This is a genomic window from Pirellulales bacterium (genome assembly GCA_035546535.1).
Classification (GTDB): Bacteria; Planctomycetota; Planctomycetia; order Pirellulales; family JACPPG01; genus JACPPG01.
In genome coordinates this window covers 1-26,342 of record DASZWQ010000022.1, presented here as the reverse complement: position 1 = coordinate 26,342, position 26,342 = coordinate 1, and the positions used below count along the sequence as shown (strand labels likewise).

The following is a 26,342-nucleotide window of genomic DNA, read 5'->3' as shown; positions in this document are numbered from 1 at the left end:
TCGTTCGTCGATCTTGCCCTCAAGAATGCTACTACAAGAGCGGGTGATGGGATTCGAACCCACGACAACGACGTTGGCAACGTCGTGCTCTACCAACTGAGCTACACCCGCGCGGACACACCCAAAAGCGCCCGTTGAGGCACGCGCCACTGGATCGTAATCCCCCTGGGACCAACGGATTATAGATTCGACTAGGTACCATGCAAGGGCAGTTGAACCTCGGTCGAACGACACGCTGGCAACGACTTGCAGTCGTATTCGTCATAATCGTCGAACGCCGGCTCGCGAAGGCTCCGCAGCGACGACAAGCCGCTCGTAAGTCCCACGCGCGCGTTACCCACGCCCTCGGCCCGCTGCACGTACTTCCGGCCCTTGCGAAACAACTGCAGGAAATAGTTGCGGTCGGGTTTTTGTCCATTTATAGTAAGGGTTTGCGACGCAAACATTGTGCGCGCAGCGACCCTTGCCCGATTGCCCTTGGCCAGCGGAGCGACACCTGGCATGCGACCGAAATTAGTTCTCGTTGCAGGTAAGGCGGATAAGGCTGAAATCCGCCTCAAGTTGCCCACCATCGTGGGCCGCACGCACGATGCTGGCTTGATGATCGCCCATAAGACCGTCAGCCGCCGGCACTGCGAACTATTCGAACGGCACGGCATGCTATTCGTCCGTGACACCGGCTCGCGGAATGGCACGCTGGTCGATAGCGCTCCGATCAAGAAGGAGGCGATGGTCAAGCCGGGGCATACATTGACCATCGGCCCCCTGACCTTCCGCGCCGACTATGAGCCGGCTGATTCGTTCATGAGTTCGGACGAACCCGCGCCCGCGGCCAATGGCGCAGCGACCGATGCTGGCATCGCCACGGCCGCAACTGCAATGGTCAACACGGCCGAAGAAGCTACCCGAGATATTGGAGCGGCGGAAGAAGGGGCTCCCGCGACAATTACGCAAACTGCGAAGCCCTCGGACACTCCCGGCGAGTTGGAGTTCGAGGAGTTCAGCGTCAGCGATCTCGCCGAGCTTGATATGCCGGCGGAGATCGGTAGCGACGAGAGCGCGGAAGAGGCGATCGCCGACGAGGCGCCCGCGCCGGCACAGGCCGCGTCCGTAGCGCCGGCTGCGGCCGCCGACGAAGAAGTCTCGTTCGACGACGACTTGAGCGTCGAGTTCGACCTTAATGATCTGGGCGAAGCGGACCTAGCGGATGGCAATCTGGGCGCGGCCCCCGCCGAGCCAGCATCTGCGGCGAAAGAACCGAACGGACCGGCGCCGGCTGTTGCGGCGGCCGACAGTGACGACGCGGTCGCTGACTTCGATCTTTCCGATGACAGTCTTTCCGGAGACAGTCTTTCCGAAGGCAGTGCTCCGGCGGCCAAAAAATCGGCCGATTCGCTCGATGATTTGCTGGACGACGATTTGGGATTCGATCTCAAGGATCTCGGGGAGCCGGCGGCCGCGGGCACCGAATCCGGCGAAGCGGGTGATGATCTTGGCTTCACGCTCGAAGACCTCGAAGAGTCGCCCGCGGAAGCAGCCCCCGAAGCGGCGCCTGCCGCCGAAGCCGCGGACGAAGACGCCATGACGTTCGATCTGGCCGAATCTGAGGTGACCGCAGAAGGTCCGGATGAACCCGCGAAAGACGCCGGCAGCAAGCTGAAACTCGGCGAGGAAAAGGGCCCTGCCGGCGATTCCGAGATGTCGCGGTTCATGAAGGAACTGGGCCTGTGAAGGACGCATGATGCGTACGACGCCGGCAATCCGTAGCGGGCGTCGCCGTCGTGGCATTTTTGCCCTCGGCTGTTCATTGCTTTCATTCGCCTTGGTCGCAACGGCGCGCGCGGACGATGCGCCGGTCGCCAAGGCCGGGCAAGCCAAGGCGAGCGCACGTGCCACGAATCGGCTGGCCAAGGAAACCAGTCCCTATCTGTTACTTCACGCCCACAATCCCGTCGACTGGTATCCGTGGGGGGACGAAGCGCTGGCCAAGGCCCGCGCGGAAAAGAAACTGATCTTTCTGTCGATCGGCTATTCCAGCTGCTACTGGTGCCACGTCATGGAGCGCGAGTCTTTCATGGACGAAGCGATCGCCGCGACGCTCAACAAGAATTTCGTGTGCATCAAGGTCGACCGTGAAGAGCGCCCCGATATCGACCACATCTATATGACGGCGCTCCAGACCATGGGGCGCAGCGGCGGCTGGCCACTGACCATGATTCTCACGCCCGAGGCGCGGCCGATCATCGGCGGCACCTATTTCCCGCCGCGCGATAAAGAGGTCGAGGTGCCGGGCTCGACGACCAGGCAGAAAATGACGGGGCTGACGAGCTTCGTTGATCTGGTCCAGGATGCCTGGCGCAGGAATCCGCAAGAGCTGCGCGACTACGCCGACAAGGTCGCCGTGGCCGTGCGCAACGGCCTGCGGCAGCGTGGCGCGGCCATTGCGCCGGTCAATGCCGATGTCGCAAGCGCGGCGGTCCATCAGCTGGCCGAGCAATTCGACCCGAAATTCGGCGGCTTCAGCTATAGCGAAGCCACGCCGCGGCGACCGAAATTCCCCGAGCCCTCGAACCTGGTCCTACTCCTCGATTGCATACGCCGGCAAAATGACGAACCCGCGAAGAAGATGCTGGCTGTCACCCTCGATCACATGGCCGGTGGCGGCATTCGCGACCATCTGGGCGGCGGCTTTCATCGTTACAGCACGGACCGCAACTGGCGCGTGCCGCACTTCGAAAAAATGCTCTACGACAATGCCCAGCTCGCCGGCGTTTATGCTGCGGCGTGGAAGACGACGGGCAACGCCGAATATCGCCGCGTCGCGGACGAAATGCTCGCCTTCGTGAGCCGCGAGCTGACTTCGCCCGAGGGCGGCTTTTATTCCGCGCTCGATGCCGAAACCGACGGCGACGAAGGTCAATACTACGTCTGGACGCGCGACGAGATCGTAGCCCGGCTTGGGCCGGACGACGCACGACTATTCGGCCTCGTCTACGGCACCACGGGTGAGCCGAATTTCGAGGAGCGCTACGTGCTCGAAATCGTGACGCCGGTGGCCGACGTGGCGAAGGCTGAAAAACTGTCGGTCGATATGCTGCAAGTTCGCCTCGATGCTATGCGGGGCGATCTTCTCGCCGCGCGCGACAAGCGCAAACGGCCGCTCACCGACACGAAAATCCTCACCGCCTGGAATGGGCTGATGATCGCCGGCCTGGCACAAGCTGGCCGACATTTTGAACACGAAGCCTACCTCGCGACCGCGGCCCGCGCCGCCGATTTTGTCCTCGCGAATTTGCGCACGGACAAAGGTCGGCTTTACCGCTCCTTCGCCCAAGGGCAAGGACGTTTGAATGCCTATCTGGATGACTACGCCTTTCTGGTAGACGGGCTGATCGAGCTGCACCGCGCCACTCAGGAAGAACGCTGGCTGGCCGCGGCTGAAGAACTGACGAAGACGCAGATCGAACACTTCTGGGACGCCGAGCAAGGTGGGTTTTACTACACGTCCGACGATCACGAAGAATTGCTCGCCCGCAGCAAGGATCCTGTCGACGGAGCGCTCCCCTCCGGCAATGCCGTGTCGGCCGGCAACCTGGTCTATCTCGGTCGCGTCACGAGGACGCCCGGGTATCTCGAGCGCGCGGAAAAGACGATCAACTGCTTCGCCGCAATGATGAACGATACGCCGGCGGCCGTGCCACGAATGGTCGTATCGTGGGCGGCGCTCGACGAGGCGCGAGGCGAATGAGGTCCCCTGGCATGCTTATCGCCTGCGGTGAAAAGCATTGCGTCCCGGCAAGGCTCCCTCTTTTCAACGGCGCCTGGCTTAGAACACCAGCTCGCCGCGGAGGAAGAAGCCGTCGAAGCCGAGAATGTTCGAATCGTCCAGGTTGGGCGTGGCGCCGATGTTGCCCGTCGCCTGCATTCCCAAATCCCAGAAGCTCATCAGCATCCAGCCGCCCGAGACCGCAAACCGCGGCAACATCCACCACGTGGCGCCAAGTTCGACCTCGGCCACGGGAATGATACGCGAGTTGCGCGAGACCAGATTCGTCACCGTGGGCAGGTCGCCGGTGGGCGTCGAGTTGGTGACGCTCTGATAATCGTTGCCGACCAGGATCGAACCGGCGCCGCGGGTGTAGACCGAAAAGCGGCCATTCTGGCCGAAGTATTTACGTCCCTGCAGGCCGACCCGCGGACCGAAGCCGGTGAACTTGTTGGCCGCACCCGCCTGGGCGAAGATACCGCCGGCGGCTGCGGAATCGGTCACGAGCGAAGAGATGTTCTGATTGATGTAGGCAAACCGTAGACCGGCAAACCACCGCAGGTCCCAAGGATGGCATTGCGGGCCACACGGATTGTTGCACGGCGGCACGCAGAAAAACGGCCGGATGCAATCGATGTCCCATAAGCTCATGCCCATACCGAACGACGTGCTCACACTGTCGCCGGGGTTGGGCGTGGTATTGCACAAAAAGTCGCACACGCTCATGTTCGACGTGGCCGTGCCCTTCAAGCTTTCGGCGGAGTTGAAATTCAAGAATGTGAAGCGAATTTCATCGCCGCAGGCACAGTTGCGGATGCCCAAGTAGGTGCGGAACGCGCCCTGATAGCCAGGATTGAAGTTGATTAAGTTCTCGTTGAAGATCGTGGTCGCGCCGGATTGCGATGACGTCGTTTCCGTCATCGCCGTTGCCTGGCTCCAGTGAGGCCGCAGCAACAATCCTTCGCCACCGGCCAGCCAGGCGTAGCGTCGGCCGGGCATGGCGTAGCCGCCGTAGAAGTTGCCTTCTTCGGCCATCTCGTCGAAGCTATCACCGCCGCCGTAGGGCATGTAAGGATCCGAGTCATCCATCGGCTCAGGCGATGGAATCATTTCTCCACCCGTTGGCGGCGCCGGTTGCATACTCGCCAGTATCCACCCTGCGCCGTAGCGAGGCACACGGGCCGGATGATAGCCGGGGTTTGGTCCAGGGAACGGCGCCGGCTCGTACGCTGGCTCATAGGCCTGTTCGACAATCTCTTCACGCGGCGGGCCGCGGCGCGATCTCTCGGCGACCGGCTTCGGCGGTTGAATCTCCTCGGGCGGCTGCTCCTGGAAGGCAGCGGCTGAAACCGTCTTGGGTTTGGCCGGCCGCCGGTTTGCTGAGACAGGCGCGGACATCGGGGGCTTCGCCGTACGTGTACCAGATGGCAAGGCGCGAGGCTCGGCAGTGGCGCCCGCGGCCCTGCTCGCAGATGCCCGGGTGGACGACGCGTTCGTTCGGGGCGTCAACAACAAAGGCTCGTTCGCGTTGTTGACATCGGCCGTGCCGTTCGAGTCAACATCCGGTGATTTTGCTGATGCCAGGTCCGCCCGACCGCTCCAAGCGATCGCCACGAGGGCGAAAATCGCCAGCGTAAGCAGGACACGTCCCGAGACCTTCATGACAGCACCTCGTTTGCCAGCCGTGCACCGACTTCCTCGCAAGCAGCCCTAACGCTGCGCGCTCACCTCCTGTGAGACGATCCGGAAATCTTTTCGGCATCCGCAGAGTCACCGCTTGCGGATTTTCCCTTACAACCGGGCAACTTTCCCCAGCCGGAACAGAGTACCAGGGTGACGAGGAGCCCTCATGCCGGCATTGCCAGCGGGCACAAGCGGCGTGTGAGAGGGAAAGCACACGCGCTCGAAAGCAGATGAAGACGCACCGCCACCGTAGAGGGGAGGAATGTCCTGGCGCGCAAGAAAAGAGCTGTCGCCCCGCCGCCGCTGTCAACTCAGCGAGCGATGGTCCGACAGCTTCTTGAAATTCCAGGCCCGAAATTTCCCGACGTCGCGCCTGACCCTTGACGCGACGTCGCTACCGGCGTCAGCGAATACTCAGCGCGCGGGCATCTGCCGACGGCTACGAACCGCCGCGACGGCTAGTCCAACCGCTCCGAAGGCTGCCAAGAGCCAGGTCGACGGCTCCGGCGTGGGTATCGAGTTCTGCACATTGATCTCGCCCGCCGAGGGGATACTCCGCAGGCAATAAAAGTACGAGTAGGTCGGATTCTGCGCCGCGCCCGAGATGTCTCCCGGCGTGATGCGCTCGGTCAAGGTCTGACCATCCGAGAACGAAACCGTTACCGAAGCCCAGTTCGACGGATTCGACCCGCTCGCCAGGGCTTGCTTGTAATCCACCAGGCTCGCGCCACCGTCAGCCACCCGGTCGAGATCGACCCGGAAATCGTAGATCTGCTCGGGCGCAAAGCCGCTGAAGGTCAACGAGGCGGTGGGACTATTGGCGTGCGTTCCCGGCGCATTCGTGGGCAAGTGACTCGTTGCCACGGCGGTCGAGGCCTGCTGGGCATCGATGATCACCGAACCAAAGGCATACAGATTGTTGCCCATTTGGATCGAGAATCCGGTGATGTCGGCAGTGACCGAAGCATTGGTAATCGAGATCGTGGGTCGATCTTCGGCCACGAGAGTAAGCGAGTTGAAGAGCGACTGTGACAGGCCGCCCATCGAGCCGATATTAGGAAATATCTTGATGGCAAATCCATCGGTCGACACAGGCGTGGCGTCCGAAGGCGAGGGCACGCCGAGCGCGACGGCGAAAACCGCGACGGCTGTAAGGAACGTCTTAAGCTGTTTTCTCAAAGTCATTTCGTGCTACCTGGTTCTCGGTCGCAATCCGAGACATGCGTGCGGCGAGTGCTGGTCCATCAACTCGCCTGATCGGTTGTGTTCCGCATCCATGCGAAAACGGTGCAATGCTCCCACTCCACATCGTGCGGCGGGTCCCTGGTCACCGTGCTGTCCTGCGCAGGGTGTTCGCACTACGCGCGCAGATCGGCAGACAGCTCGACCTGCGCGGTCGGCAAATGGGACCGAAGCCTTGGTCCAAGGCCAGGAAGGGAAGCAACGCGCGCGAAACAGAACGCGATCACGCGTACTTCAGACGAGTGAGACCCGACGCCAGAGAGGCTCGCCGAGCGAGGCCACCGGCATTACGTCCACTTCGTCATCGCGCCGGGACTTCCGGTGGCGAGGACTGAAGGACGAACTGCACTAGCGACCTCTCAAAGAAGCTTATTTTGCGGAAAATGTGCGGACACTTTGCCTCATCGGCAAGGTCCTACTCAATTGATAATAACTACCCAATCCGTCACGTCAAGCATTATCCGGCAGAAATTTATCCTGCTAGAGTACAGGGGGCGGACTCCCCGGTGCGGCTGCTCACCGACCGCAAACCACTGGGACCAGGCTTGGCCCCAGCCTGGGGCAATAACCCTACAGCTTCGCCGCGACGACTCTCAACAGCGTCTACGGCACGACCAAAACACGGAATCGATTCGTGCCGGAACCGCTCACGACCGGACATTTCAAGCGCCGCGCAGCGACTGCCGCCCTGGTGCTGTATTGGCTGACGCTCCTGACCGCAACTCATTGGCCGTACAAAGTCCCCCCCGCGCAACAGCCGATGCTTTCCAGCGACAAGTTGCTGCATTTCTCAGCTTACGCGGGCCTGGGATTCTTGCTCACTTTTGTCGCTTGGACCCGCAACCGGCCGGGCAAACCGCTACCGATTCTGGCCTTACTTCTGGTGGCGGTCACGGCTGGTTTCGTCGATGAAATCACGCAGCCCCTCACGGCGCGCGATTTTGAATGGATGGATTGGGTCGCGGATATCTTGGGTGCGCTCAGCGGCGTCGGCCTCGGTATCGCGGCCACCAGGTACTTGACCCGGTCGAGTCGCGCAAACTACGACGACTCGGGCGCCGAACTGAGCCCTTGAGACGATGGGCGGTTGCAGATGTGGATACCGCGCGATAGGCCCCAGGCCAACGCAAAAACAACCACCGTGCCGATCCCCCCGGCCAGGCTGGTCGCGATCCACAACCCGCCAAATGCCGTCACCTGATAGTCCGGGAGCAGAACGAGCGAGGGTGTCGCCGCCGCCTCGATGGGACCAAGTTGCTCCGCGACATGCTCCAGGCCATCCGGAGCCGCCGAGGCCAACGGCGACAGGAAGAAGGCGACAAAAAGCGCGACCGCTAACCCCACGACGGCCAACGTCCATACGCCGGCCGAACGAGGCTCTTGAGAGCGCAGAGCGTAAAGCATCGTCGGCTTCACGCTCAAGAGAAATGCCACGACGCTTCCGGTGATCAGGGCCTCGCCCACGCCAATCAGGCTGTGAATGATCAACAGAGCCGGCAATACGGCGGAGAGTGGATAGGTCCCCGACCACCACAATTCCAAGGCACACAGCGTAGCCGCCAACTGCACCGAGAACCAACTGGCAATGACCGCTCCCGCCACATCCCCGGCCGGAGAGCGAATCACACGCCTTACGAGCGCATAGATGGCGTAACCTGCCAGCGAGCCGGCGAGCGCCATGTTGACGATGTTGGCCCCCAAGACCGTCAATCCGCCATCGCCAAACAATAAGCATTGCACGACAAGCACCACGGACATGGCCAGAACGCCCGCCCAAGGCCCGAGCACGACGCCGGCGAGCACGCCCCCCAGCAAATGCCCCGAGGTGCCGAACAGAATCGGAAAATTGACCATTTGCGCCGCAAAGATGCACGCGCTCATGACGCCCATCAGCGGCACGACGCGGTCGCCAATTTCGGCGCGGGCCTGGCGCGCGGCCCAAGCACACGTCCCGCCCGCCACGACTCCTGCACTTGCGCAGGTGCCGGCACTCAAAAGGCCGTCGAGAAGGTGCATGGACGGGATTCCGTGACGTGAGTACCGAGTGGCGCTACGCAAACGTGCGGCGCCAAGCCGACCTGGTGCTTTCACGCCCAATATAAACCAGGGACGGAGCCGCCCCAACAGGCCAAGCTAAAGGGCGACAGCGCAACGAAGGGGTGGTTCATGTGCCGCGCTGTTGCAATCCGAGAGACAGGAGGAGGCTCAGTCGTGCCCAACCCGCCTCGGCGTGCAACAGCTCAACGCCGAGACTATCGCGGCGGCCGGAAATAGGCCCCTACCGCCACTGCGATTGTGGCGCAGCCCGGCGCGATTGAGGAATGTAATCAACCGCCGGCACCGGCTGCGGAGGAATCGCTTCGGCAGGCACCCCTTCACTGACCGACTCGCCGATCGCTTCTTGCGAGACCTCTTGATCGAAGACCATGTTCGAGGGACCACTTGGTCCGAGAATCGATCCGGCTCGCTCGTTGAAGCCGAGCCCATCGGCAGGCGTGGGGCCCATGTAGTCATCTGGCGCGGCGCACATCGCGCAGCCGGTGGTCGTAGTCGCCAGCGCCAGCATCAGGAGTGCAACAGTCGTTCGCAGCATCGGACGTCCTTTTCCCCGTGTTCCGGCCCCGCTCGCCGTCTCTTCTCCTAGCCTGTTGCGAGCAGCTGCTGACTCCCCTTCGGCATATCCTGCCACTGTGGAACGCAGTACCAGCGGTATCATCGGCTGTCGCAACCCGCGAAATCGGTATTTTTTCCAATTCCCCGATGGCTTTTCGAAGAACGAGACGCAACTGATGTTGACGCATCTCGCCCAGTCCACCCGGGCATTCAACGTCGGGTCGGTCGCCCACCTTCGAGTTAATTGACGCCAATGCCCACGGCCAACGGTCGAATTCGTGTGCTGGGGGGTCTGGATTCATTCCGAACGAGGGCTAAACTCGCCGGAAGCAAACCCGCTACGCCTACCCGCCTGGAGATCCCGCGCCGATGAAATGCTCTTTCCAAGTTGCCTTTGCATTTGCTGCCTGCATGCTAACGACGCTCCCCTCGAGTGCCGGCGAATGGAAATCGCTCTTCAATGGCAAGGACCTCGGAGGCTGGCAAGCCATCGACGGCCCTGCCAGCAGTTGGAAGGTCGAGGATGGTCTGCTGTTCTGCTCGGGGCAGGGATCGGGTTGGCTGTCCACGGACAAGGAATACGGCAACTTCGAGCTGGAGCTCGAATTTCGCGTACCCGCCAACGGCAATAGCGGTGTGTTCCTGAGAGCCCCGCACAAGGGCAACCCGGCCTTCGAGGGGATGGAAATCCAGGTTCTCGACGACTACGGCCCTGACTATACGAACTTGAAACCGACGCAATATTGCGGCAGCTTGTACGACGTCGCACCGGCCAGCCCGCGTGTCTCGAAGAAAGCCGGCGAGTGGCAGAAGATGCAAATCATTTGTAACGGGAACAGCGTGAAGGTCTCGCTGAACGGCACGCAAATTGTCAACGCCGATCTGACGGCGCATCCCGATAAACTGCCGACGCATCCAGGCTTGAAACGGACGACGGGCTACTTGGGCCTGCAGAACCACGGTTCACGGCTCGATTACCGCAACATCCGCATTCGCGAGCTGTGATAGCGACCGTGTCGTAAGTGGCAGTTTCAAGTTAATGCCCCATTTCGGTCGATAACTTTGGCCACATTGCGCGCTTGCGATCGAGCGCGCGACCAAAGGTCGAAGCGATGTCCGAATTGGGCCTTCGCAAAGTTGCCGCCTTGTTGAACGGTTTGCCCGAGCAGGCCGTCGTGGCGCTCGAAGCGCAGCTCTCGGCCGACGAACGGCAACTAATTGCGTCCGAGCGCGCCCGCTCGATGGACTTCCCCACCGAGCAGCGCACGGCCGCTGTGACCGATTTTCTGCTGGCCTTGAGTGCCGACCAGTCGCATCCATCTGGTGACGACGCAAGATTTGCGACCAAGGCAGCCCCGTCGCACCTGGCCTCGGTGCTTGTCGAAGAGCATCCGCAAGCGATCGCGCTTGTGCTCGCGCGCCTGGCGCCGGCGGTGGCCGCCGAAATCCTGGAACTGCTGCCCGTCGACTTGCGCGGCAATGTCGCGCGGCGGATCGCCACCATCGAATCCGTCGACGAAGCGACAATCGGCGCGGTCGAGGCGGTGCTCGCCGAGCGACTGGCGGCCTTGCCCACCGCGCGATTTGCGGCGATCGATGGTGTCGCAGCACTCGGCGAAATCCTGCAATCTCTCGATCGAGGCGCGGAGCGTTTGCTGCTCAATGGCCTCGCCAGCAACGAGCCGGAGCTGGCGCAGGCCGTGGCCTGCCACACCTTCTCGATCGAGGATGTACTCGATTGGTCGCGGGCGACTGCCCAGATACTTTTGGCCAAAATCGAGACGCCACCATTGGCCGTCGCGCTCAAGCAGATACCTAGCGAATCGCGTCGCAAAATCCTCGAATTGTTGCCGGCGCCATTCGCCGAGCGCCTGCGTCATGCGGTCGCACACTTAGGCAACGTCCCTCCGGCAATTGTCGAGCAATCGCGGCATACGATCGCCACCACGCTCCGTGATTTGCAAAATGCCGGCAAGATCACGTTAGATCCCTTGCCACCGACCAGTCGCCTCGTCGCCTAGCGACTTCCCGGCTTGCGCCGCGCGCGCTCAAAGCAAGTCGGGCCTTGTGACACTTCGACGATTTGCTAGCATTCGGCGAAGCGAGTCGGGGAATCCCAAATCCGTAGCCGGGGTCTGCGATTCCCGGAAACACCGCTCTCATTCGCTGGCCTCCACGGAAACCAGCCACCCTAGAGCGCGCGAGTCGGGCACACGGATGACAGCCACCCCCATGATGCGGCAGTATCAGGACGCCAAGGCGGCGTGCCCTGATGCGCTTCTGCTGTTTCGCATGGGCGATTTCTACGAGCTGTTCCACGACGACGCCAAGCGCGCCGCGCAGGTACTGAACCTGGCACTCACCAGCCGCGAAAAAGGGGAAAACGCCATCCCCATGGCGGGCTTTCCGCATCATCAGCTCGAAGCCTATTTGGGCAAGCTGATCGCCGCGGGCTTGCGCGTGGCGATTTGCGACCAGGTGGAAGATCCGCGCGAGGCCAAAGGCCTGGTGAAGCGTGAGCTGGTGCGGATTGTCTCGCGCGGCACCGTGACCGACGACGCACTGCTCGACCCGCGCGAGAACAATTTCCTCGCCGCGCTTGTACCCGGGAAAACGGCCGGCCTGGCATGGGTGGAACTGTCGACGGGACGCTTTCACGCGATGCAGTTGCCGAGCGAGCAATTATCTGACGAGTTGGCGCGCATCGGGCCCGTCGAATGCCTGCTGGCCGAGGATGCCGAGCCGCCGGCGCACGTTCTAACCGACGGGATGCTCGTTACTCGCCGGCCGAACTGGGCCTTCGCCCAGCACGCGGCGCAGGAATCGCTCGGCAAACAATTTGGCACCGCCACGCTCGAAGGTTTCGGCTTTGGCGATGAAGACGGCGCGGCCATTCGCGCCGCCGGCGCCATCATCGATTACCTCGTCGAGACGCAAAAGGCCTCGATCGGGCATATCGACCGCTTGATCCCCTACCGGCCTGGCACCGTGCTCGAAATCGACGAAGCCACGCGCCGCAGCCTGGAGATCACGCGCACGCTGCGCGACGGCGCCCGGCAGGGGTCGCTCTTGGGCGTCCTCGATCGCACCGTCACGGCCATGGGTTCGCGTTTGATGAGTCATTGGGCGGCCAACCCGCTCACAGATCTCGCGGCGATCAACGCCCGGCTCGATGCCGTGTCGGAGTTGATCTCCGATGCAGGCTTGCTGGCGGGCCTGCGTGAATCGTTGAAAAGCATGTTCGACGTGGAACGGCTGTTAGCTCGCGTAACTACCGGGCGTGCCAGCCCACGCGATTTGAGCTGCCTGGCCCGCACGCTACGTGCCCTGCCAGCGCTCAAGGCAAAGCTAACGGCGCGCCAAAGCGAGCGGTTGAATCAACTCGAAGCGGCGCTGGATCTTTGCCCGGAGTTGCGATCGAGGCTCGACGCGGCGCTCGTCGAGGATTGCCCGCTCCTGAGTCGCGAAGGCGGCTTCATCCGCGACGGCTTTCGCCCGGAACTCGACGCATTGCGCGAGTTGGCCACGGGCGGCAAGCAGTGGATCGCCAACTATCAGGCTTCGGAAGCCGCGCGCACCGGCATCCCGAATCTGAAAGTCGGCTTCAACAACGTCTTCGGCTACTACCTGGAAGTCACGAACCCGCATCGCGAAAAAGTTCCACCGGAATACCATCGCCGGCAGACGGTGAAAAACGCCGAGCGCTACGTCACGCCCGAGTTGAAGGAATACGAGGAAAAAGTTCTCACGGCCGACGAGCGCGCCAAACAGTTGGAGTACGACCTTTTTATCGAGCTACGCGACGCCACGGCGGCCGAGTCGCGCCGCCTACGCACGACGGCCGAGGTCATCGCCGAACTGGATTGCCTCGCCGCGCTGGCCGAGCTTGCTCGTCATGGTGGGTACTGCCGGCCGACGCTCGTCGCGGAGCCGGTGTTGAAGATCACGGCGGGACGCCACCCGGTGCTCGATCAGCAGTTGTCGCAGGGGACGTTTGTCCCGAACGATACCGCTATGGGCTCCGACGAGGGGCTAGTCCTGTTGATCACCGGGCCGAACATGGCCGGCAAGAGCACGTACATTCGCCAGACGGCGCTGTTGGCGATCATGGCGCAGATGGGAAGCTTCGTGCCGGCACAGTCCGCCACGATAGGGATCGCCGATCGTATTTTCGCGCGCGTGGGCGCCAGCGATGACCTCTCGCGCGGCCGCAGCACGTTCATGGTCGAGATGACCGAGACGGCGCGGATTCTCAACACGGCCACCGATCGCAGCCTGGTGATTCTCGACGAGATCGGCCGCGGCACCAGCACCTACGACGGCGTGTCCCTCGCTTGGGCGGCAGTGGAGTTTCTGCACGATCAGGTGGGCTGCCGCACCTTGTTTGCCACGCACTACCACGAGCTGACCGACCTGACGCAATCGCTCGCGCAGTTGCGCAACCTGAACGTGGCCGTGCGCGAATGGCAGGAGGACGTCGTCTTTCTGCACAAGATCATCGACGGTCCGGCGGACAAGAGCTACGGCATTCACGTGGCTCGACTGGCCGGCGTGCCGCGCGAAGTGCTGGAGCGTGCCAAGCAGATTCTCGCGCAGCTCGAAGCCGAGCACATCGACGAAGGAGGCCGGGCAAAGCTTGCCCGTCGCCGCCGTTCGACGCGTGTGGCGGATTTGCAACTGACGCTCTTCGCCGCGGCCGAGCATCCGCTGTTGGACGAGATTCGCCAGGTCGACGTCAACCAGCTCCGACCGCTCGACGCGCTCGCGCTCCTGGGCGATTGGCAGGCGAAGCTCGGCCCTCGAAAGTGAAAAGCGTCTCAAGCTGGCAGCTGTTGGTCGCCGCGGCGCAAACGTGCGCTGCCGGTAGTGGTTCACTCTGAGGGGCGAACCGAAGGGGATGGGACAATGTCCGCGTGGTAGAATCACGGCATGGATTCAAGGTCTTTTCGCCGTCGTGCAATTAAGGTCGCGGCCTGGGCAGCACTCGCCATCGCTGTCTAGGTTGGAATGGGCATCGCCCTTTCGTTTATGGGATTGAGCTTTCCCCGTCGTGAGGCCCCATGACCCGCGACAACGAACACAACGCGGGCCCGAACGCGAACGCCCACCGGATCAGAGTGAACGACTACCGCACTGCCTATCTTTTGCATTTCGATACCGAGTGCGTAAACTTGTCCTCAGACCTCAATTCGGGCATAGAGGCGAGACAATGGAAGAATGTCCGGCGGAGTTATTGCGATTACTTCCGGATGAGGCCGGTCCGATCGTCAAAGAATGGTGGACCGCGCTCTCCCAGGCCGACCGTCAACGAATCGCAAAGCTCTGGGACGAGAAGGTGGAAGTCCGGTTTTTCTCCCCTATGGAGAACGCCTCTGGCTCTGTGGATGCCTGGGAAGACGTCCCATCCGTCGTCGGCGGCCGCTTCGTTCCGCACGATGACAACGGACTAAACGAGTGGGGGCCGGGTTATTTCGAGCATCTGCTCCAGCACCCCGAACTAGTCATGGCCTACGACCCACCGCTCAAGATTTTTCACATAGGCTGCATACAGCCGCGATAAACGGTTCCGCGGTTACTCACGCCTCCGACACTCGGGGTGCCTCGTGTTCGCTGCTCAGTGAAGATTGCAACACCCGGCCCCGCGCATTAGCTTGGCGGCATTCAAACCCGGCAGCATCAACCAGGAGGGCAGTCATGCCGAAGTACGTCATCGAACGCGAGATCCCAGGCGCCGGTTCCAAGAGCAAAGAAGAGCTGCACGAAGCGGCAGCCGTTTCCTGCGGTGTGCTGAAAAAGCTCGGCCCCTCGATTCAATGGGTCGAGAGCTACGTCACCGACGACAAGATCTACTGTGTGTACATCGCGCCGAACAAGGCGCTGATCGAACAGCACGCCCGCGAAGGGGGCTTTCCTGCCAATCGGATTTCGGAAGTGCGCTCGATCATCGATCCGACGACAAGCGAGTAGCCGCACCTGGATTTCTCTCCGCGTTTCCTCGCGCCCCGGGGCGCGGCATGCTCCGCGCCGCGCAACCGGTATTTCTTACCGATCGACACCGCCGGCACGATTTACCCCACCCTACGAACCCGCCGGGCTGTCACATCCTGGGCCGGCTGGGGGCGGTTGCGCCGATAAGGTGTTCTCGCCGTGCGGCATGTGCCGATTCGCGCGGCCTGTGCCCCCCCGGCAAGACTTGCGGGCAAACGTCATACGTTTTCAGCAATCGTCCACAATCGTCCGACATGTTTTACAGATGGGCCGAGAGTCGGCCAGCTTCTCGTGAAACATTCAGAACGATCGTGCGCTAGACCATGAAGAGCGGCGCGAACCGGAACGGCTGTCAGAAAGTGCGGGCGACGCTGTATGTCTCGGCAGACTTGCTGGAGCAGGCACGCGACGCCGCCTTTCATTTGGCAGGCTACCCGGCGCGCATGACTCTCACGAAGCTGGTCGAGAATGCCCTGGCGGCCGAACTGGCGCGCCTCAAGGAGCGGTACAACGCGGGAATGGACTTTCCTCGTCGCGACGAAGACCTCAAAGGCGGTCGCCCGATCGCCGCATAAGGTGTCAAACATGGCAGAGGCCAAGCAAACGACCTCGCAAAGCTCCACTGAGTTGAAAAAGCTGCGTGAAGAACTGCTGCGGATGATCGTCAAGAACAATAGCCCCGCCACCGCGCGCAACCTGCGCGTGGCCGTGCCGCGATAACTGCCCTCCCACGATCCGTTCTCTCGTCCGCCAGCCGAACGCAAGACCGCGCCGCTCACGCGCGAGCCAGCATCGCGCGCCCCGCAGTTTTCCGCAGGCCAGCGCCCGACGAGACCGTCCCTCTGAGTGCGAGACGTGTTGAAGCTCCGATTCGTGCGTTGCTCGATGGCGTTCGCTCTGGCTCTGGCGACGATGGTCGGATTGCCGGGCGCCGCGCCCGCCGGTATCTGGCCAAGCGCGCTCACTCCGCAAGCTCTAACGCCCGAGGTCGCGCAGAAACCGCACCCGGCCGTGGTGCGCGTCATCGCTCCCGAGGAAGGGGGCACCTCCTACGGCTCGGGCACCTTGGTCGACGTCCGCGGCGATTATGGCCTGGTGCTGACCAACTGGCACGTCGTGGCCGACGCTACGCACACGATCGAAGTTCTCTTTCCCGATGGCTTCCGCACGGCGGCGCGCGTGATCACGACCGACCGCACGTGGGACCTGGCGGCGCTGGCGGTGTGGCGTCCCACGGTCGAGCCAGTGCGTCTGGCCTCGCAGCCTCCCAAGCCAGGCGAGCCGTTGACGATTGCCGGCTATGGATCGGGAAAATATCGCGCCGTCACCGGCAAGTGTACGCAGTACGTGGCCCCGGCAATGAACCGCCCGTATGAAATGGTCGAGCTGTCAGTCGCCGCGCGGCAGGGGGATTCCGGCGGACCGATCTTCAATGATCGGGGCGAACTGGCGGGTGTCCTGTGGGGCGCCGGCTGGGGCACGACTGCCGGAAGCTATTGCGGGCGAGTCGCCTCGTTCGTCGCGGCGATCATGCCACCCCCGGGAGTTGGCGAAGAGCGCAACGTGCAAATCGCCCAGGCGCCGGCCGCAACGGCCGGAGCGCTTGTGCCTGTGCAGTACAACGCTCCAGTGGCCCAGGCGAACCGTTCGGATAAGGTCGTCGCCGACCAGCATTGGACGGCCGCTCATGCGACGATCGCTAAGCCAACCGGGGGCCAATCAGCGGTCGCGACAAGTGCCACGGGACCCGCGCACCAGCCGTCAACGGCCGAGGCGAGCGGCGACACCACCGCCGACCAGCCGGGAGCGCTGGAACAGATTGAGTTGTTCCTCGCGTTCGTCGGCGGTGCGGCTCTCTTGCTGCACGGTTTGCGGCTGCTCATGCCGGCGAAGTAGAACCTAGGTCTTTGCCTGTTCCATTGGCCTGAAGTTCTCCGCGGTCAATCTGCCGCGGCGCGCCGCATGAAAAGTTCGAAGTCGCTCAACGAACAGATCATCGCCTGCGAAGCCTGCCCACGCTTGCGCGCGTATTGCCGGCAAGTGGCCGAGGAAAAACGCAAGGCCTTCGCGCTTCACAGGTACTGGGGCCGGCCGGTCCCGAATTTTGGCGATCGCAAAGCACGCCTTTTGATCGTTGGCCTCGCGCCGGCCGCGCACGGCGCGAATCGCACGGGGCGCATGTTCACGGGAGATCGAAGCGGCGAATGGCTCTATCGCGCGCTCCACAAGGCCGGCTTTGCCAACCAGCCGACCTCGACCGATTCGGGCGACAGCCTCAGGCTCATTGACTGCGCGATCACGGCGGTAGCGCATTGCGCCCCGCCGGATAACCGACCGACCCCGGACGAGATCCGCAAGTGCCGCAAGTGGCTTGCAGCCACGATCGATCTGCTACCCGCGACGGTTTTCGTGGCGCTGGGCCAAATCGCCTGGCAGGCGATGATTCGCGAAGCCCGCTCGCGCGATTGGCTCACCGGGCGTGCGGCGAAGTTTCAGCACGGCGCCGAGCAAGGATTGGCCGACGGCCGCCGCCTGTTGGCGAGTTATCACCCCAGCCAGCAGAACACTTTCACGGGCCGGCTGACAGAACCGATGTTCGACGCGGTGTTCCGCCGGGCGCGCCGGCTGTTAAGCTAGGTCTGCCGTGGAGATCCATTGAGGTCGCGGCGCTACTCCGGCTTCATCAAAGAGTCCATCGATTGGCAGTTCCTATGCATTCCGCTCTCTTCCTGTTCATGAGTTTCATCGGCGCGGCCCCCGCTGCCGAGGCGCCGCCCCGCTCGCTCGATCCGCGCGTCGTCATCGAAGAATTCGCCGCGCAGCCGGATATCGTCACGCCGACGGGGCTCGCGGTCGACGAGCAAGGTCGGGTGCTGGTGGCCGAGTGCCACACGCATTTTCGTCCACCCGACTATGCCGGCCCGCCGGCCGATCGCATTCGCATGCTGGTCGATACGGACAACGACGGCCGGGCCGATCGCGTGACGAATTTCTACGAAGGGGGCACGGCCACGATGAACCTGGCCGTCTACGAAGATGGCTCGGTGTTCGTCGCCACGCGGATGGACATCCATCGGCTGTCCGATCGCGACAGTGACGGCGTGTCGGACGATCGAAAATTGATCGCCCGGCTCGAGACGGCCGGCAACTATCCGCACAACGGTCTGTCGGGCTTCGCCTTCGACGGATTGGGGAACGTCTATTTCGGACTCGGCGAAAACCTTGGCGCCGATTATCGGCTGATTGGCGCCGACGGTACGACACTCAGCGGCGGCGGCGAAGGAGGAAGCATTTACCGCTGCCGGCCCGACGGTTCACAGCTTGTGCGGCTGGCGACGGGCTTCTGGAACCCGTTCCATCTCTGCTGCGACGCCTTCGACCGGCTGTTCGCCGTCGATAACGATCCCGATTCGCGCCCGCCGTGCCGGTTGTTGCACGTGGTGCCTGGCGGAGATTACGGCTATCGCTTCCGCAACGGCCGCAAGGGGGTGCATCCGTTCACGGCCTGGAACGGCGAACTGCCCGGCACACTGCCCATGACCGCCGGAACCGGCGAAGCACCGTCGGGTGTGCTGGCCTACGACTCGGATATGCTTCCTGAGGAGTTCCGCGGCACACTATTGGTAACTTCCTGGGGCGATCATCGCATCGAGCGGTTTCGGCTGGTGCCGCATGGCGCCTCGTTTCGGGCTACGGCCGAACCAGTGATCACCGGCGGCGAGAACTTCCGACCCGTCGGCATCGCGCTTGCGCCGGACGGGTCGCTCTTCGTAAGTGACTGGGTCGACAAGTCGTACGAACTGCACGGCCAGGGGCGTGTCTGGCACATCCGCAATCGCGATGGGGAGACCTTGCCGCGGCTGCGTGACGCGCGGCACTCTCGACATCGCCCCGATCGACAGGCGGCAATCCGTCGATCCATCGACAACGCGAAAAAGCAGAATGCCCGAAGCGGCGCAAGCCCCGAGCAACGTCTTGCTGTTCAAGTGTCGCAGCTCACCGACATCGTGCTGGGCAAAGACTCGCCGGCCGTGCGCGCTGACGCCTTGATTGGCCTGGCTCGCGCGGACCATATTGCAAAGGTAGCGAAAAAGATCGCCGAGCGTGATGCATCGCCTGACCTGCGCGCCTTGGCGACGCGGCTGGGGGTGGATGACGTGGCGACGTTGGGAACGCTGGAGAGTGATAAAGAGGCTGAAGTTCGCGCCGAGGCACTGCGCCGGCTAGTCGATCCGCACGCGCGGCCCCTGCTCTTGAAGGAGTTGGCGGATCAAGATCCTTTTATCGCCCAAGCTGCCCGATCGGCGCTAGCTCGCTCGACAAATCTTGAGGAGCGATTGCAACTCACCGCCGCGGAAAGCGCGCCGATACGGCTGGCGGCTATTCTCCTTTTACGCGAATCATCCGCGTCGCCAGCCCGCGCACCGCTTGCAAAATTGCTCGCCGACCCGGATGCCACCGTGCGTTTCGCCGCCGTGCAATGGGTGGCTGAAGCGGGCCTGAGTGAATATCGCGAGCAGATTGCCAATGGCCTGGCCAGCGGCGCCACGACGCGTAGTCTTTTCGAAGCCTATCTCGCGGCACTTGAAAGGCTCGATGGCCGAGAGCGCAAAGTGAAAGACGAATGGAGCGGCGAGCAATACGTCTTGTCGCTCATCGAGAATCCCGATACTGCGCCCGCCGTGCGCGCCCGGGCACTTCGCACGCTCCGGGCAGACCATCCTGCGCTGACGATTGACTTACTGACGAAGCTGGCCGCGGCGCCCGATCTTCCGACGCGTGTGGAGGCAATTCGCTCCCTGCGCGAACGACAGGAGCCGGAAGCGCGCGACGAGATCGAGCGCCTTGCCGCCGATGGCCAGGCGCCCGTCGAATTGCGGGCCGAGGCGATCGTCGGCATCACGGCCGATACCGAGAAACGCCGCGAGTTGCTGTTGGCTCTCGCCGACACTGACGATTCGCACCTCCGGCGCGAGGCGCTCCGCTCGCTGCGCGGCGCCGTGCTCTCCGCGTCAGATCGGGCGCGACTAGCGGCCCTGCGTCCCAAAGAGGCGGACCACGAGATGATCGGCCGGCTGCTCGGCGAAGCCGCCCAATCACGGCCGCCCCGAACCGACGGACCCGGGTGGGCAGCACTAATTTCCGCCGACGGCGATCCCGCCTCCGGCGAGCGAATCTTCTTTCATCCACGCGGACCGGCGTGTTACCGCTGTCACCAAATGGACGGACGAGGCGGGTCGATCGGTCCGGAGCTGTCGGTAACACCGCGGGCGTTATCCCCCGCGCGGCTGTTGGAATCACTCCTGGTGCCCAGCAAGGAAATCGCACCTCAGTTCACCTCTTGGACTGTGATACGGCACGACGGGACAACCTTCAGCGGCATCATGCTGTCCGAAGGTCCGGACGGCACTCGGCAGTATGGAACGCCTGACGGCCAGACAATTACGGTCCGCGACGCCGACGTGGCCGAGGTGCGAACGCAACCCAAATCGATTATGCCCGACGACTTATGTGTCCAAATGACGCCGGCGGAACTGGCCGACCTCGTGGCATTTTTGCGGGGAGCGAAGTAACAACCACGCCTCCGCTTTTGTAACAGGCGGTTCCGGGATGGATTCTGGCCACCGTTCTCAATGCGTGTCATCCGTCGGCCCGCGAGAAAACTCCATTTTCACCAAAAAATTACTTCCCATCCGTGTTGCCATCGGGTAATACGGCGTTAGGAACAGGGAAGGTCACATTTCCATTTGGTTCGTTGCCGTTTCGGCTGTGGAACGTTGGGGCAAGCCTCAAGCGGAGTAACCGCTTGAGGGAGAGGTGCGGATCTGTTTCCGGCGGTGACCGGGGGCGATCCGCGCAACCGATTGCGATCGACTGACTCCGTCATCCTGTTCTGGTGCAACCGGGTGTGCGCTCATTTCGGCGATTGAAGCTTCGAGCCTTGCGGCTGAAGCTATCTCTACGCCCGTGCGTGCTAGCCGTAAATCGCTGGACCTGCCGAAGCACGGGCTGAACAGTCGCTCGAAAACTGAACGATTCGGGCCTGGCTGTGTTGCAACGAGCGTAAGACACGCTCACAAGTTGCGCTCGGTGGCTCAGGGAAGTAAAGCCGCATGCGAAATCTGTACGTCGGCATGGGACTATTGTTATTCCTAACAAGTCCCAGCCATGCTGTGATACTCGGTACGGGAGACGGCCAGGGCAATACCACTGCACCGGCCGATGATCCGGGTTTCGCCAACGTCGGGATTCTCGGCAGCGGCAGCGCCGTTTACCTCGGAGGCGGATGGGTGCTGACCGCCGCACATGTCTACAACGGCAGTGGCGGTGTTCCCGCCGTCACGTGGTTCCAGGGCACCTCATATGCAAACTTGCCAGGTTCGGGAGTGCAACTGCTCAATCCGCCAGGGGATGGTTACACGCAATACTCCGATCTCGAGCTGTACCAACTGGCCACCGCGCCACCGCTCCCGTCGCTGCAGATCAGCTCCCTCACGCCGACTGCCGGTTCGGACGTAACTATGATCGGTAACGGGCGCGACCGATCCAATACGCAAATCGGTTACTGGACCTCGTCGTGGCAACCTTCCGCGACTCCCAGCACCTACGCCGGTGAGATCTGGTCAAACATGCCCGATCTCCGCTGGGGTACGAACGTCATCGATCAGACCTCGGTCATTGAAGGGGTGGGCACCAATACCGAGAAGGCGTTCATGACCTCGTTCAGCCAGAACGGTACTCCCTACGAGGCGCAAGGCGCCCCCGGGGATTCGGGCGGAGGGGTCTTTTATAAAGACCCTGCAACCGGAGCCTGGAACCTGACGGGAATCATGTTCTCCATAAATGGGCTCCCCGGTCAACCTTGGGGTACGTCCGTTTTCGGCGATGTCACTTATTCTGCCGATCTTTCGGCTTACCGCACACAGATCGAGCAAACCATCACGATTCCCGGCGACCTGAACCACGACGGTATTGTCAACTCGCAGGATCTGGCGCTCGTGGTCAGCGATTGGATGAAAACTGGAACCGGCACAAATGACCCGGTAGGCGACGCCAATCACGACGGAATCGTCAACACGCAGGATATCGCCCTTGTCTCCAGTGCCATGTACGCCGGCGTTAGCGTCTCGGGATCGCTGGCGACCGTCCCCGAGCCTGGCAGCTGGCTGCTCGCAATCACGGCAGCGACAGGCCTGTACTTTTGGCGTCGAAGCACGCACCGAGGCCGCTAGCCTGGTTATCGCTTCACAGGGTCGCCAGTAATTCGGCGAATCGCACCCAAGCGTCGTCGTGCGCTTTGCGATCGGCGGGCCCCGCATCAGGGGCCTTGCCCGTACGCATGAATCCGTGACTCGCCCCCCCGTACGTCACGGGCAGGAAATCCTTGGCGAGCGTTTTGAGACGACTCTTAAGCCGGGGAACATCGGCGGTGATTCCGTCCAACTCGCCGTAGAAAGCGAACACCGGCACTTGCAACTGTGACAATTGCTCTTCATGAGGCGCGGCCCCATAGAAGTTGACCACAGCGGCCAATCGAGGATTGTGTGCTGCGTATCGAAAGGCCTGGCTGCCGCCCCAGCCAAAGCCTGCCACCACGACCTTACGCGCGCTCGGCAGCTGTTCCTCGGCAATGGTCACCGCAGCGTCCAGGTCGGCAAGGATCTGTTCGGCAGCAAGCGCGTGAATCGCCTCGCGAGCCGCGGCGGCCGAATCAAATGTGTCCGATCCCCCTCCCTTCGGCCCACGCTCGCTGAGCATGTCGGGCGCCAGCACCAGAAAACCGGCCGACGCCAGGCGATCGCCTAGCTCCTGCTCCCACGAGGTCAGACCACGGTTCTCGTGCAGAACAAGGACGGCGCGCGAGGCGTTTCCTTCGATAGGCCGCGCCACATAAGTCCGCAGCGTCCGTCCCGAGGCGGAGGCGATCTGCACCCAGTCCGATTGCTGGGCTCGAGCGGTTCCTTGCGCCGTAACGGGGCGAGGAATCATAACGCCGCTAAGGAAAATGGAGAGCACCGCCACGAAGCGGCATTTGCAAGTGAGTTGGCCAACTGACATACGCTGTCCCATGATCTTGTGATTCGTACGTTGATGATTGGCGAGCGATTCTCTTTAGCGCCTCTAACCCCATTGGGCCGATGGCAGTGTCCGTAGAATTATAGTTCGGTAAGTGCCGTAGCACGGCTCGCGGACGGGCGAATCGCCGCATGATTTCCCTGGGCAAGCTTGCGAAAGGCCGCCCCGCGCGCGATAACGAAGTCGGTCCTCGCCCGCCCACGTCCTTAGCACACGGAGGCGACCATGTTTGGCGGATCCTCGCGTCGACGCTTTCTGCAGGGCACCACCGGGGCCTTAGCCGCGCTGGCTGACCTGACGTTTTTGCGCGGCTTGCCGGTCGTATCGGCCGAAGATGCGCAGGTCGATCCCAAGATCGTCCGCTTCCAACCCGAGATCGAACCCCTGGTTCGCTTACTGGAGGACACGCCTCGCGAGCGGCTGCTGGAAGAGGTCGCGGCGCGCATCAAGAGCGGCACCACGTATCGCGAAATCCTCACGGCCCTGCTCCTGGCCGGTGTGCGCAACGTGCAGCCGCGCCCGGTGGGCTTCAAATTTCACGCCGTCTTGGTCGTGAATTCGGCCCACCTGGCTAGCCTCTCATCTCCCGAAGAAATACGCTGGTTGCCGATTTTTTGGGCGCTCGATTATTTCAAAGTGGCGCAGGCCGCCGACGTCCGCGAAGGGAATTGGACGATGCAAGCCGTGGCCGAAGCGGCAGTGCCGCATGGCAACCACGCGCGCCAGGCATTCATCGAGGCCATGGACCGCTGGGACGAACAGGCGGTCGACCCCGCGGTGGCGGGATTGGCGCGCTCGGCGGGCGCGAACGAGATCTTTGAACTCTTTGCCCGCTACGGCGCGCGCGATTTCCGCGACATTGGGCACAAGGCGATCTTCGTCGCCAACAGTTGGCGCGCTCTTTCCTGCATGGGCTGGCAGTACGCCGAGCCAGTGCTGCGATCGCTCGCCTATGCGCTGCAGGATCGCGGCGGCGACGGTCCACCCGACAGCGACGCCGCGGCCGATCGTCCTTGGAAGCAAAACAGCGAGCTAGCCAAGCAGATTCGTGCCGAATGGCAGGAAGGCAAGCTGGAAGACTCGGCGACGCTCGAACTGCTCACTGCCCTGCGCACCGCCAGCGAAACCGAGGTGCCCCGGCAGGTCGTGGCGCTCTTGAATCGTGGCGTAGCGCCGCAATCGATCTGGGATGCGCTGCTGGTCGGGGCCGGCGAGTTGCTGGCCCGGGCGCCGGGCATCGTGGCGCTACACGCCGTGACGAGCAGCAACGCATTGCGTTTCGCCTATGAAGCCAGCGACAACGACGATACGCGTCGCATGATGCTCCTGCAAAACGCGGCGTTTGTGCCGCTGTTCCGCGAAGCGGTCAAGCGCCGCGGCGGCGAGTTGGCCGATATCAAGCTCGACACGCTCGAGCCACTGGCCCCGGCATCGGGCGACGGCGGCGTCGAAGATATTTTCGTCGACGTCAGCGAGGATCGGCTGCGAGCGGCTCGCAAGACTTTGGCCTACGCGCGACAGCATCCCAGCCCCGAGCGGTTCATCAACACGGCGCGGGCCCTTGTGTTCCTGAAGGGGAAAGATTCGCACGACTACAAGTTCAGCTCGGCCGTGCTCGAAGATTACTACCACGTATCGCCCGGATGGCGCGACAAGTACCTGGCCGCAAGTGTTTACAATTTACGCGGCTCGCAAGCGCCCGATACGGCCCTGGCCGAACGGTCGCGAGCGGCCCTGAAGGTGTAATCAACCGTCCGACAACCGAAGCGCCGTGCTCGCGCTGCGGGGCTACCAGCCAAGAACAGATAGCCGCACGTACCATGCATTTTCGCGGCAGCGAATAAGCATGCGGTCTCGCCTGCGATCATAGAGCTAAATCACAGAGCAATATCTGAAAGCTAATTGCCACCGGCGTTCCCGGCGGCCTTCTCAGCTTTCGCCGCCGCCGCTAGCGCCCGTTGGATGATTAAATGCTGCACGGCCATTGATTGGCCCACCTCGCGCGCCCAATAGGGCGGCACGTGCCCCCCTTTCGATTGCCCGTACGTGAACGGGATATTGTTCTTCATCAAGAGCTCGCAGAAGCGCTGGTTGCTGGTGATCAAGCCGTCGTCGGTGCCGCAATCGACGTAGATAAATGGCAGCTCGGCGCGATCAACTTTCAGCACCAGCTTGAACGGATCGTGGGCGTCGCATTGTTCGGTGTTGGAAAAGATCTTTCCTTTCGGCGTCCGTTCGGCCGGCGTGCTGAAGCCATCGATCTTGATCTTCGGGTTCAATTCTTTCGACCATTCGCGGCGCAGGAACTCCGGCTGTTCCCCCTTGGCTACGTTCTCGGCCGAGCGCTCGGCGAAGGCCAGCGCGCCCGAATGGCTGCCAATCGTGCAGAACATGTCGGGATGGCGCAGACCGAGCGTCATGGCCCCGTATCCGCCCATCGACAGACCGTTGATCGCGCGGCCAGCGCGGCTGGCGATCGTCCGGTAATGGCCATCGATGTAGCCGATCAAATCCTTGATGATGTAATCTTCCCAATTGTTCTTCTGGCTCGCGTCGCTCTCGGCCCAGTTGACATACCACGAGTTTCCGACGTCGGGCATGACCACGATTAGCTTGTAGTTGGCCGCGAACTGCGGCACGTTCATCGCCGCCCACAGCGTGTAATTGCTCGTCAAGCCGTGCAGCAAATACAGCACCGGGTAGCGATCCTGCGAGCTGTCGTAGCCGGCAGGCAGAACCAGATTGAATTTCATCTTCCGCCCGACCGAAGGTGCGTCGTGCTCGATGGTCTGGACCGGCAACGGTTCCGCGGCAGTGGCCGCCGCGGCACAGAGCGTCACGCACAGGGCCAAGGCACGAAAGAGGGAGCGGCGCATGGTCGATTCCTCGCGAGAAATAGGGGGCGAATGCGAGCGATTTCCTGGCCAACTGCGACTTATCCTAGCCCGCGACTAGGGTCAGTCAAGCAACGGAA

General features: G+C 62.5%; 21 protein-coding genes and 1 tRNA gene. 15 read left to right on the top strand and 7 right to left on the bottom strand.

The genetic code is table 11. The annotated features are described in order from the left end of the window. Positions 1 to 38: 38 nt before the first annotated feature. A tRNA-Gly gene (locus VHD36_02295) sits at positions 39 to 111 on the bottom strand. Positions 112 to 501: 390 nt separating this feature from the next. On the opposite strand from VHD36_02295, the gene VHD36_02290 reads away from it, so the two are divergent. Together VHD36_02290 and VHD36_02285 are read left to right on the top strand one after the other, a co-directional pair. Next, entirely contained in the window at positions 502 to 1,731 is a 1,230-nt protein-coding gene (locus VHD36_02290) for an FHA domain-containing protein (protein ID HVU86121.1), read from the top strand. Positions 1,732 to 1,738: 7 nt separating this feature from the next. Next, positions 1,739 to 3,748: a thioredoxin domain-containing protein gene (locus VHD36_02285; GenBank protein ID HVU86120.1), complete on the top strand. Its 2,010-nt coding sequence runs from the start codon at positions 1,739 to 1,741 to the stop codon at positions 3,746 to 3,748. Between the two features lie 78 nt (positions 3,749 to 3,826). Here VHD36_02285 and VHD36_02280 read toward each other — a convergent pair whose 3' ends face one another. Further along, positions 3,827 to 5,164, bottom strand: coding sequence for an Lpg1974 family pore-forming outer membrane protein (locus VHD36_02280; GenBank protein ID HVU86119.1), 1,338 nt, complete (start codon positions 5,162 to 5,164; stop codon positions 3,827 to 3,829). 699 nt (positions 5,165 to 5,863) lie between these two features. Continuing rightward, a complete protein-coding gene (locus tag VHD36_02275) occupies positions 5,864 to 6,628 on the bottom strand; it encodes a PEP-CTERM sorting domain-containing protein (protein ID HVU86118.1) in 765 nt (254 codons plus the stop codon). Between the two features lie 697 nt (positions 6,629 to 7,325). Between VHD36_02275 and VHD36_02270 the strand changes: the two genes are divergently transcribed. Continuing rightward, the gene (locus VHD36_02270) at positions 7,326 to 7,766 is read left to right on the top strand and encodes a VanZ family protein (protein HVU86117.1); all 441 of its coding nucleotides are present in this window, start codon (positions 7,326 to 7,328) and stop codon (positions 7,764 to 7,766) included. On the opposite strand, the gene VHD36_02265 is transcribed toward VHD36_02270, so the two are convergent. Then, positions 7,733 to 8,707, bottom strand: coding sequence for an energy-coupling factor ABC transporter permease (locus VHD36_02265; protein ID HVU86116.1), 975 nt, complete (start codon positions 8,705 to 8,707; stop codon positions 7,733 to 7,735). The two genes, VHD36_02270 and VHD36_02265, sit on opposite strands and share 34 nt — an antisense overlap. A gap of 262 nt (positions 8,708 to 8,969) precedes the next feature. After that, entirely contained in the window at positions 8,970 to 9,284 is a 315-nt protein-coding gene (locus VHD36_02260) for a hypothetical protein (protein HVU86115.1), read from the bottom strand. A gap of 389 nt (positions 9,285 to 9,673) precedes the next feature. Here VHD36_02260 and VHD36_02255 point away from each other — a divergent pair, with 389 nt between their 5' ends. From VHD36_02255 to VHD36_02205, 11 genes are all read left to right on the top strand, one after another. Next, positions 9,674 to 10,309 (top strand): DUF1080 domain-containing protein, encoded by a 636-nt coding sequence (locus VHD36_02255; protein HVU86114.1) that lies wholly within the window; start codon positions 9,674 to 9,676, stop codon positions 10,307 to 10,309. Positions 10,310 to 10,416: 107 nt separating this feature from the next. Further along, the gene (locus tag VHD36_02250; GenBank protein ID HVU86113.1) at positions 10,417 to 11,325 is read left to right on the top strand and encodes a FliG C-terminal domain-containing protein; all 909 of its coding nucleotides are present in this window, start codon (positions 10,417 to 10,419) and stop codon (positions 11,323 to 11,325) included. 196 nt (positions 11,326 to 11,521) lie between these two features. Next, entirely contained in the window at positions 11,522 to 14,113 is a 2,592-nt protein-coding gene (mutS, locus tag VHD36_02245; protein HVU86112.1) for a DNA mismatch repair protein MutS, read from the top strand. A gap of 400 nt (positions 14,114 to 14,513) precedes the next feature. Continuing rightward, positions 14,514 to 14,864 carry a hypothetical protein gene (locus VHD36_02240; protein HVU86111.1) on the top strand — a complete coding sequence of 117 codons (351 nt, stop codon included), beginning with the start codon at positions 14,514 to 14,516 and terminating at the stop codon, positions 14,862 to 14,864. A 134-nt stretch (positions 14,865 to 14,998) separates the two neighbouring features. Further along, on the top strand, positions 14,999 to 15,271 hold the full coding sequence (locus tag VHD36_02235) for a DUF4242 domain-containing protein (GenBank protein HVU86110.1): 273 nt from the start codon (positions 14,999 to 15,001) through the stop codon (positions 15,269 to 15,271). A 344-nt stretch (positions 15,272 to 15,615) separates the two neighbouring features. Next, on the top strand, positions 15,616 to 15,867 hold the full coding sequence (locus VHD36_02230; protein HVU86109.1) for a hypothetical protein: 252 nt from the start codon (positions 15,616 to 15,618) through the stop codon (positions 15,865 to 15,867). A gap of 10 nt (positions 15,868 to 15,877) precedes the next feature. Further along, entirely contained in the window at positions 15,878 to 16,012 is a 135-nt protein-coding gene (locus VHD36_02225; protein ID HVU86108.1) for a hypothetical protein, read from the top strand. 135 nt (positions 16,013 to 16,147) lie between these two features. Then, positions 16,148 to 17,188: a serine protease gene (locus tag VHD36_02220; protein HVU86107.1), complete on the top strand. Its 1,041-nt coding sequence runs from the start codon at positions 16,148 to 16,150 to the stop codon at positions 17,186 to 17,188. Between the two features lie 66 nt (positions 17,189 to 17,254). Then, the gene (locus tag VHD36_02215; GenBank protein HVU86106.1) at positions 17,255 to 17,929 is read left to right on the top strand and encodes a uracil-DNA glycosylase; all 675 of its coding nucleotides are present in this window, start codon (positions 17,255 to 17,257) and stop codon (positions 17,927 to 17,929) included. 74 nt (positions 17,930 to 18,003) lie between these two features. Next, positions 18,004 to 20,865, top strand: coding sequence for a PVC-type heme-binding CxxCH protein (locus VHD36_02210; GenBank protein HVU86105.1), 2,862 nt, complete (start codon positions 18,004 to 18,006; stop codon positions 20,863 to 20,865). Between the two features lie 540 nt (positions 20,866 to 21,405). Then, positions 21,406 to 22,524: a dockerin type I domain-containing protein gene (locus VHD36_02205; GenBank protein ID HVU86104.1), complete on the top strand. Its 1,119-nt coding sequence runs from the start codon at positions 21,406 to 21,408 to the stop codon at positions 22,522 to 22,524. A gap of 13 nt (positions 22,525 to 22,537) precedes the next feature. Here the strand turns inward: VHD36_02205 and VHD36_02200 are convergent, their stop codons facing one another. Beyond that, positions 22,538 to 23,224: a dienelactone hydrolase family protein gene (locus VHD36_02200; GenBank protein HVU86103.1), complete on the bottom strand. Its 687-nt coding sequence runs from the start codon at positions 23,222 to 23,224 to the stop codon at positions 22,538 to 22,540. Positions 23,225 to 23,593: 369 nt separating this feature from the next. Between VHD36_02200 and VHD36_02195 the strand changes: the two genes are divergently transcribed. Further along, complete coding sequence (locus VHD36_02195; protein HVU86102.1) at positions 23,594 to 25,114, top strand: hypothetical protein; 1,521 nt, start codon at positions 23,594 to 23,596, stop codon at positions 25,112 to 25,114. Between the two features lie 152 nt (positions 25,115 to 25,266). On the opposite strand, the gene VHD36_02190 is transcribed toward VHD36_02195, so the two are convergent. Further along, positions 25,267 to 26,244: an alpha/beta hydrolase family protein gene (locus VHD36_02190; protein HVU86101.1), complete on the bottom strand. Its 978-nt coding sequence runs from the start codon at positions 26,242 to 26,244 to the stop codon at positions 25,267 to 25,269. Positions 26,245 to 26,342 lie beyond the last annotated feature (98 nt).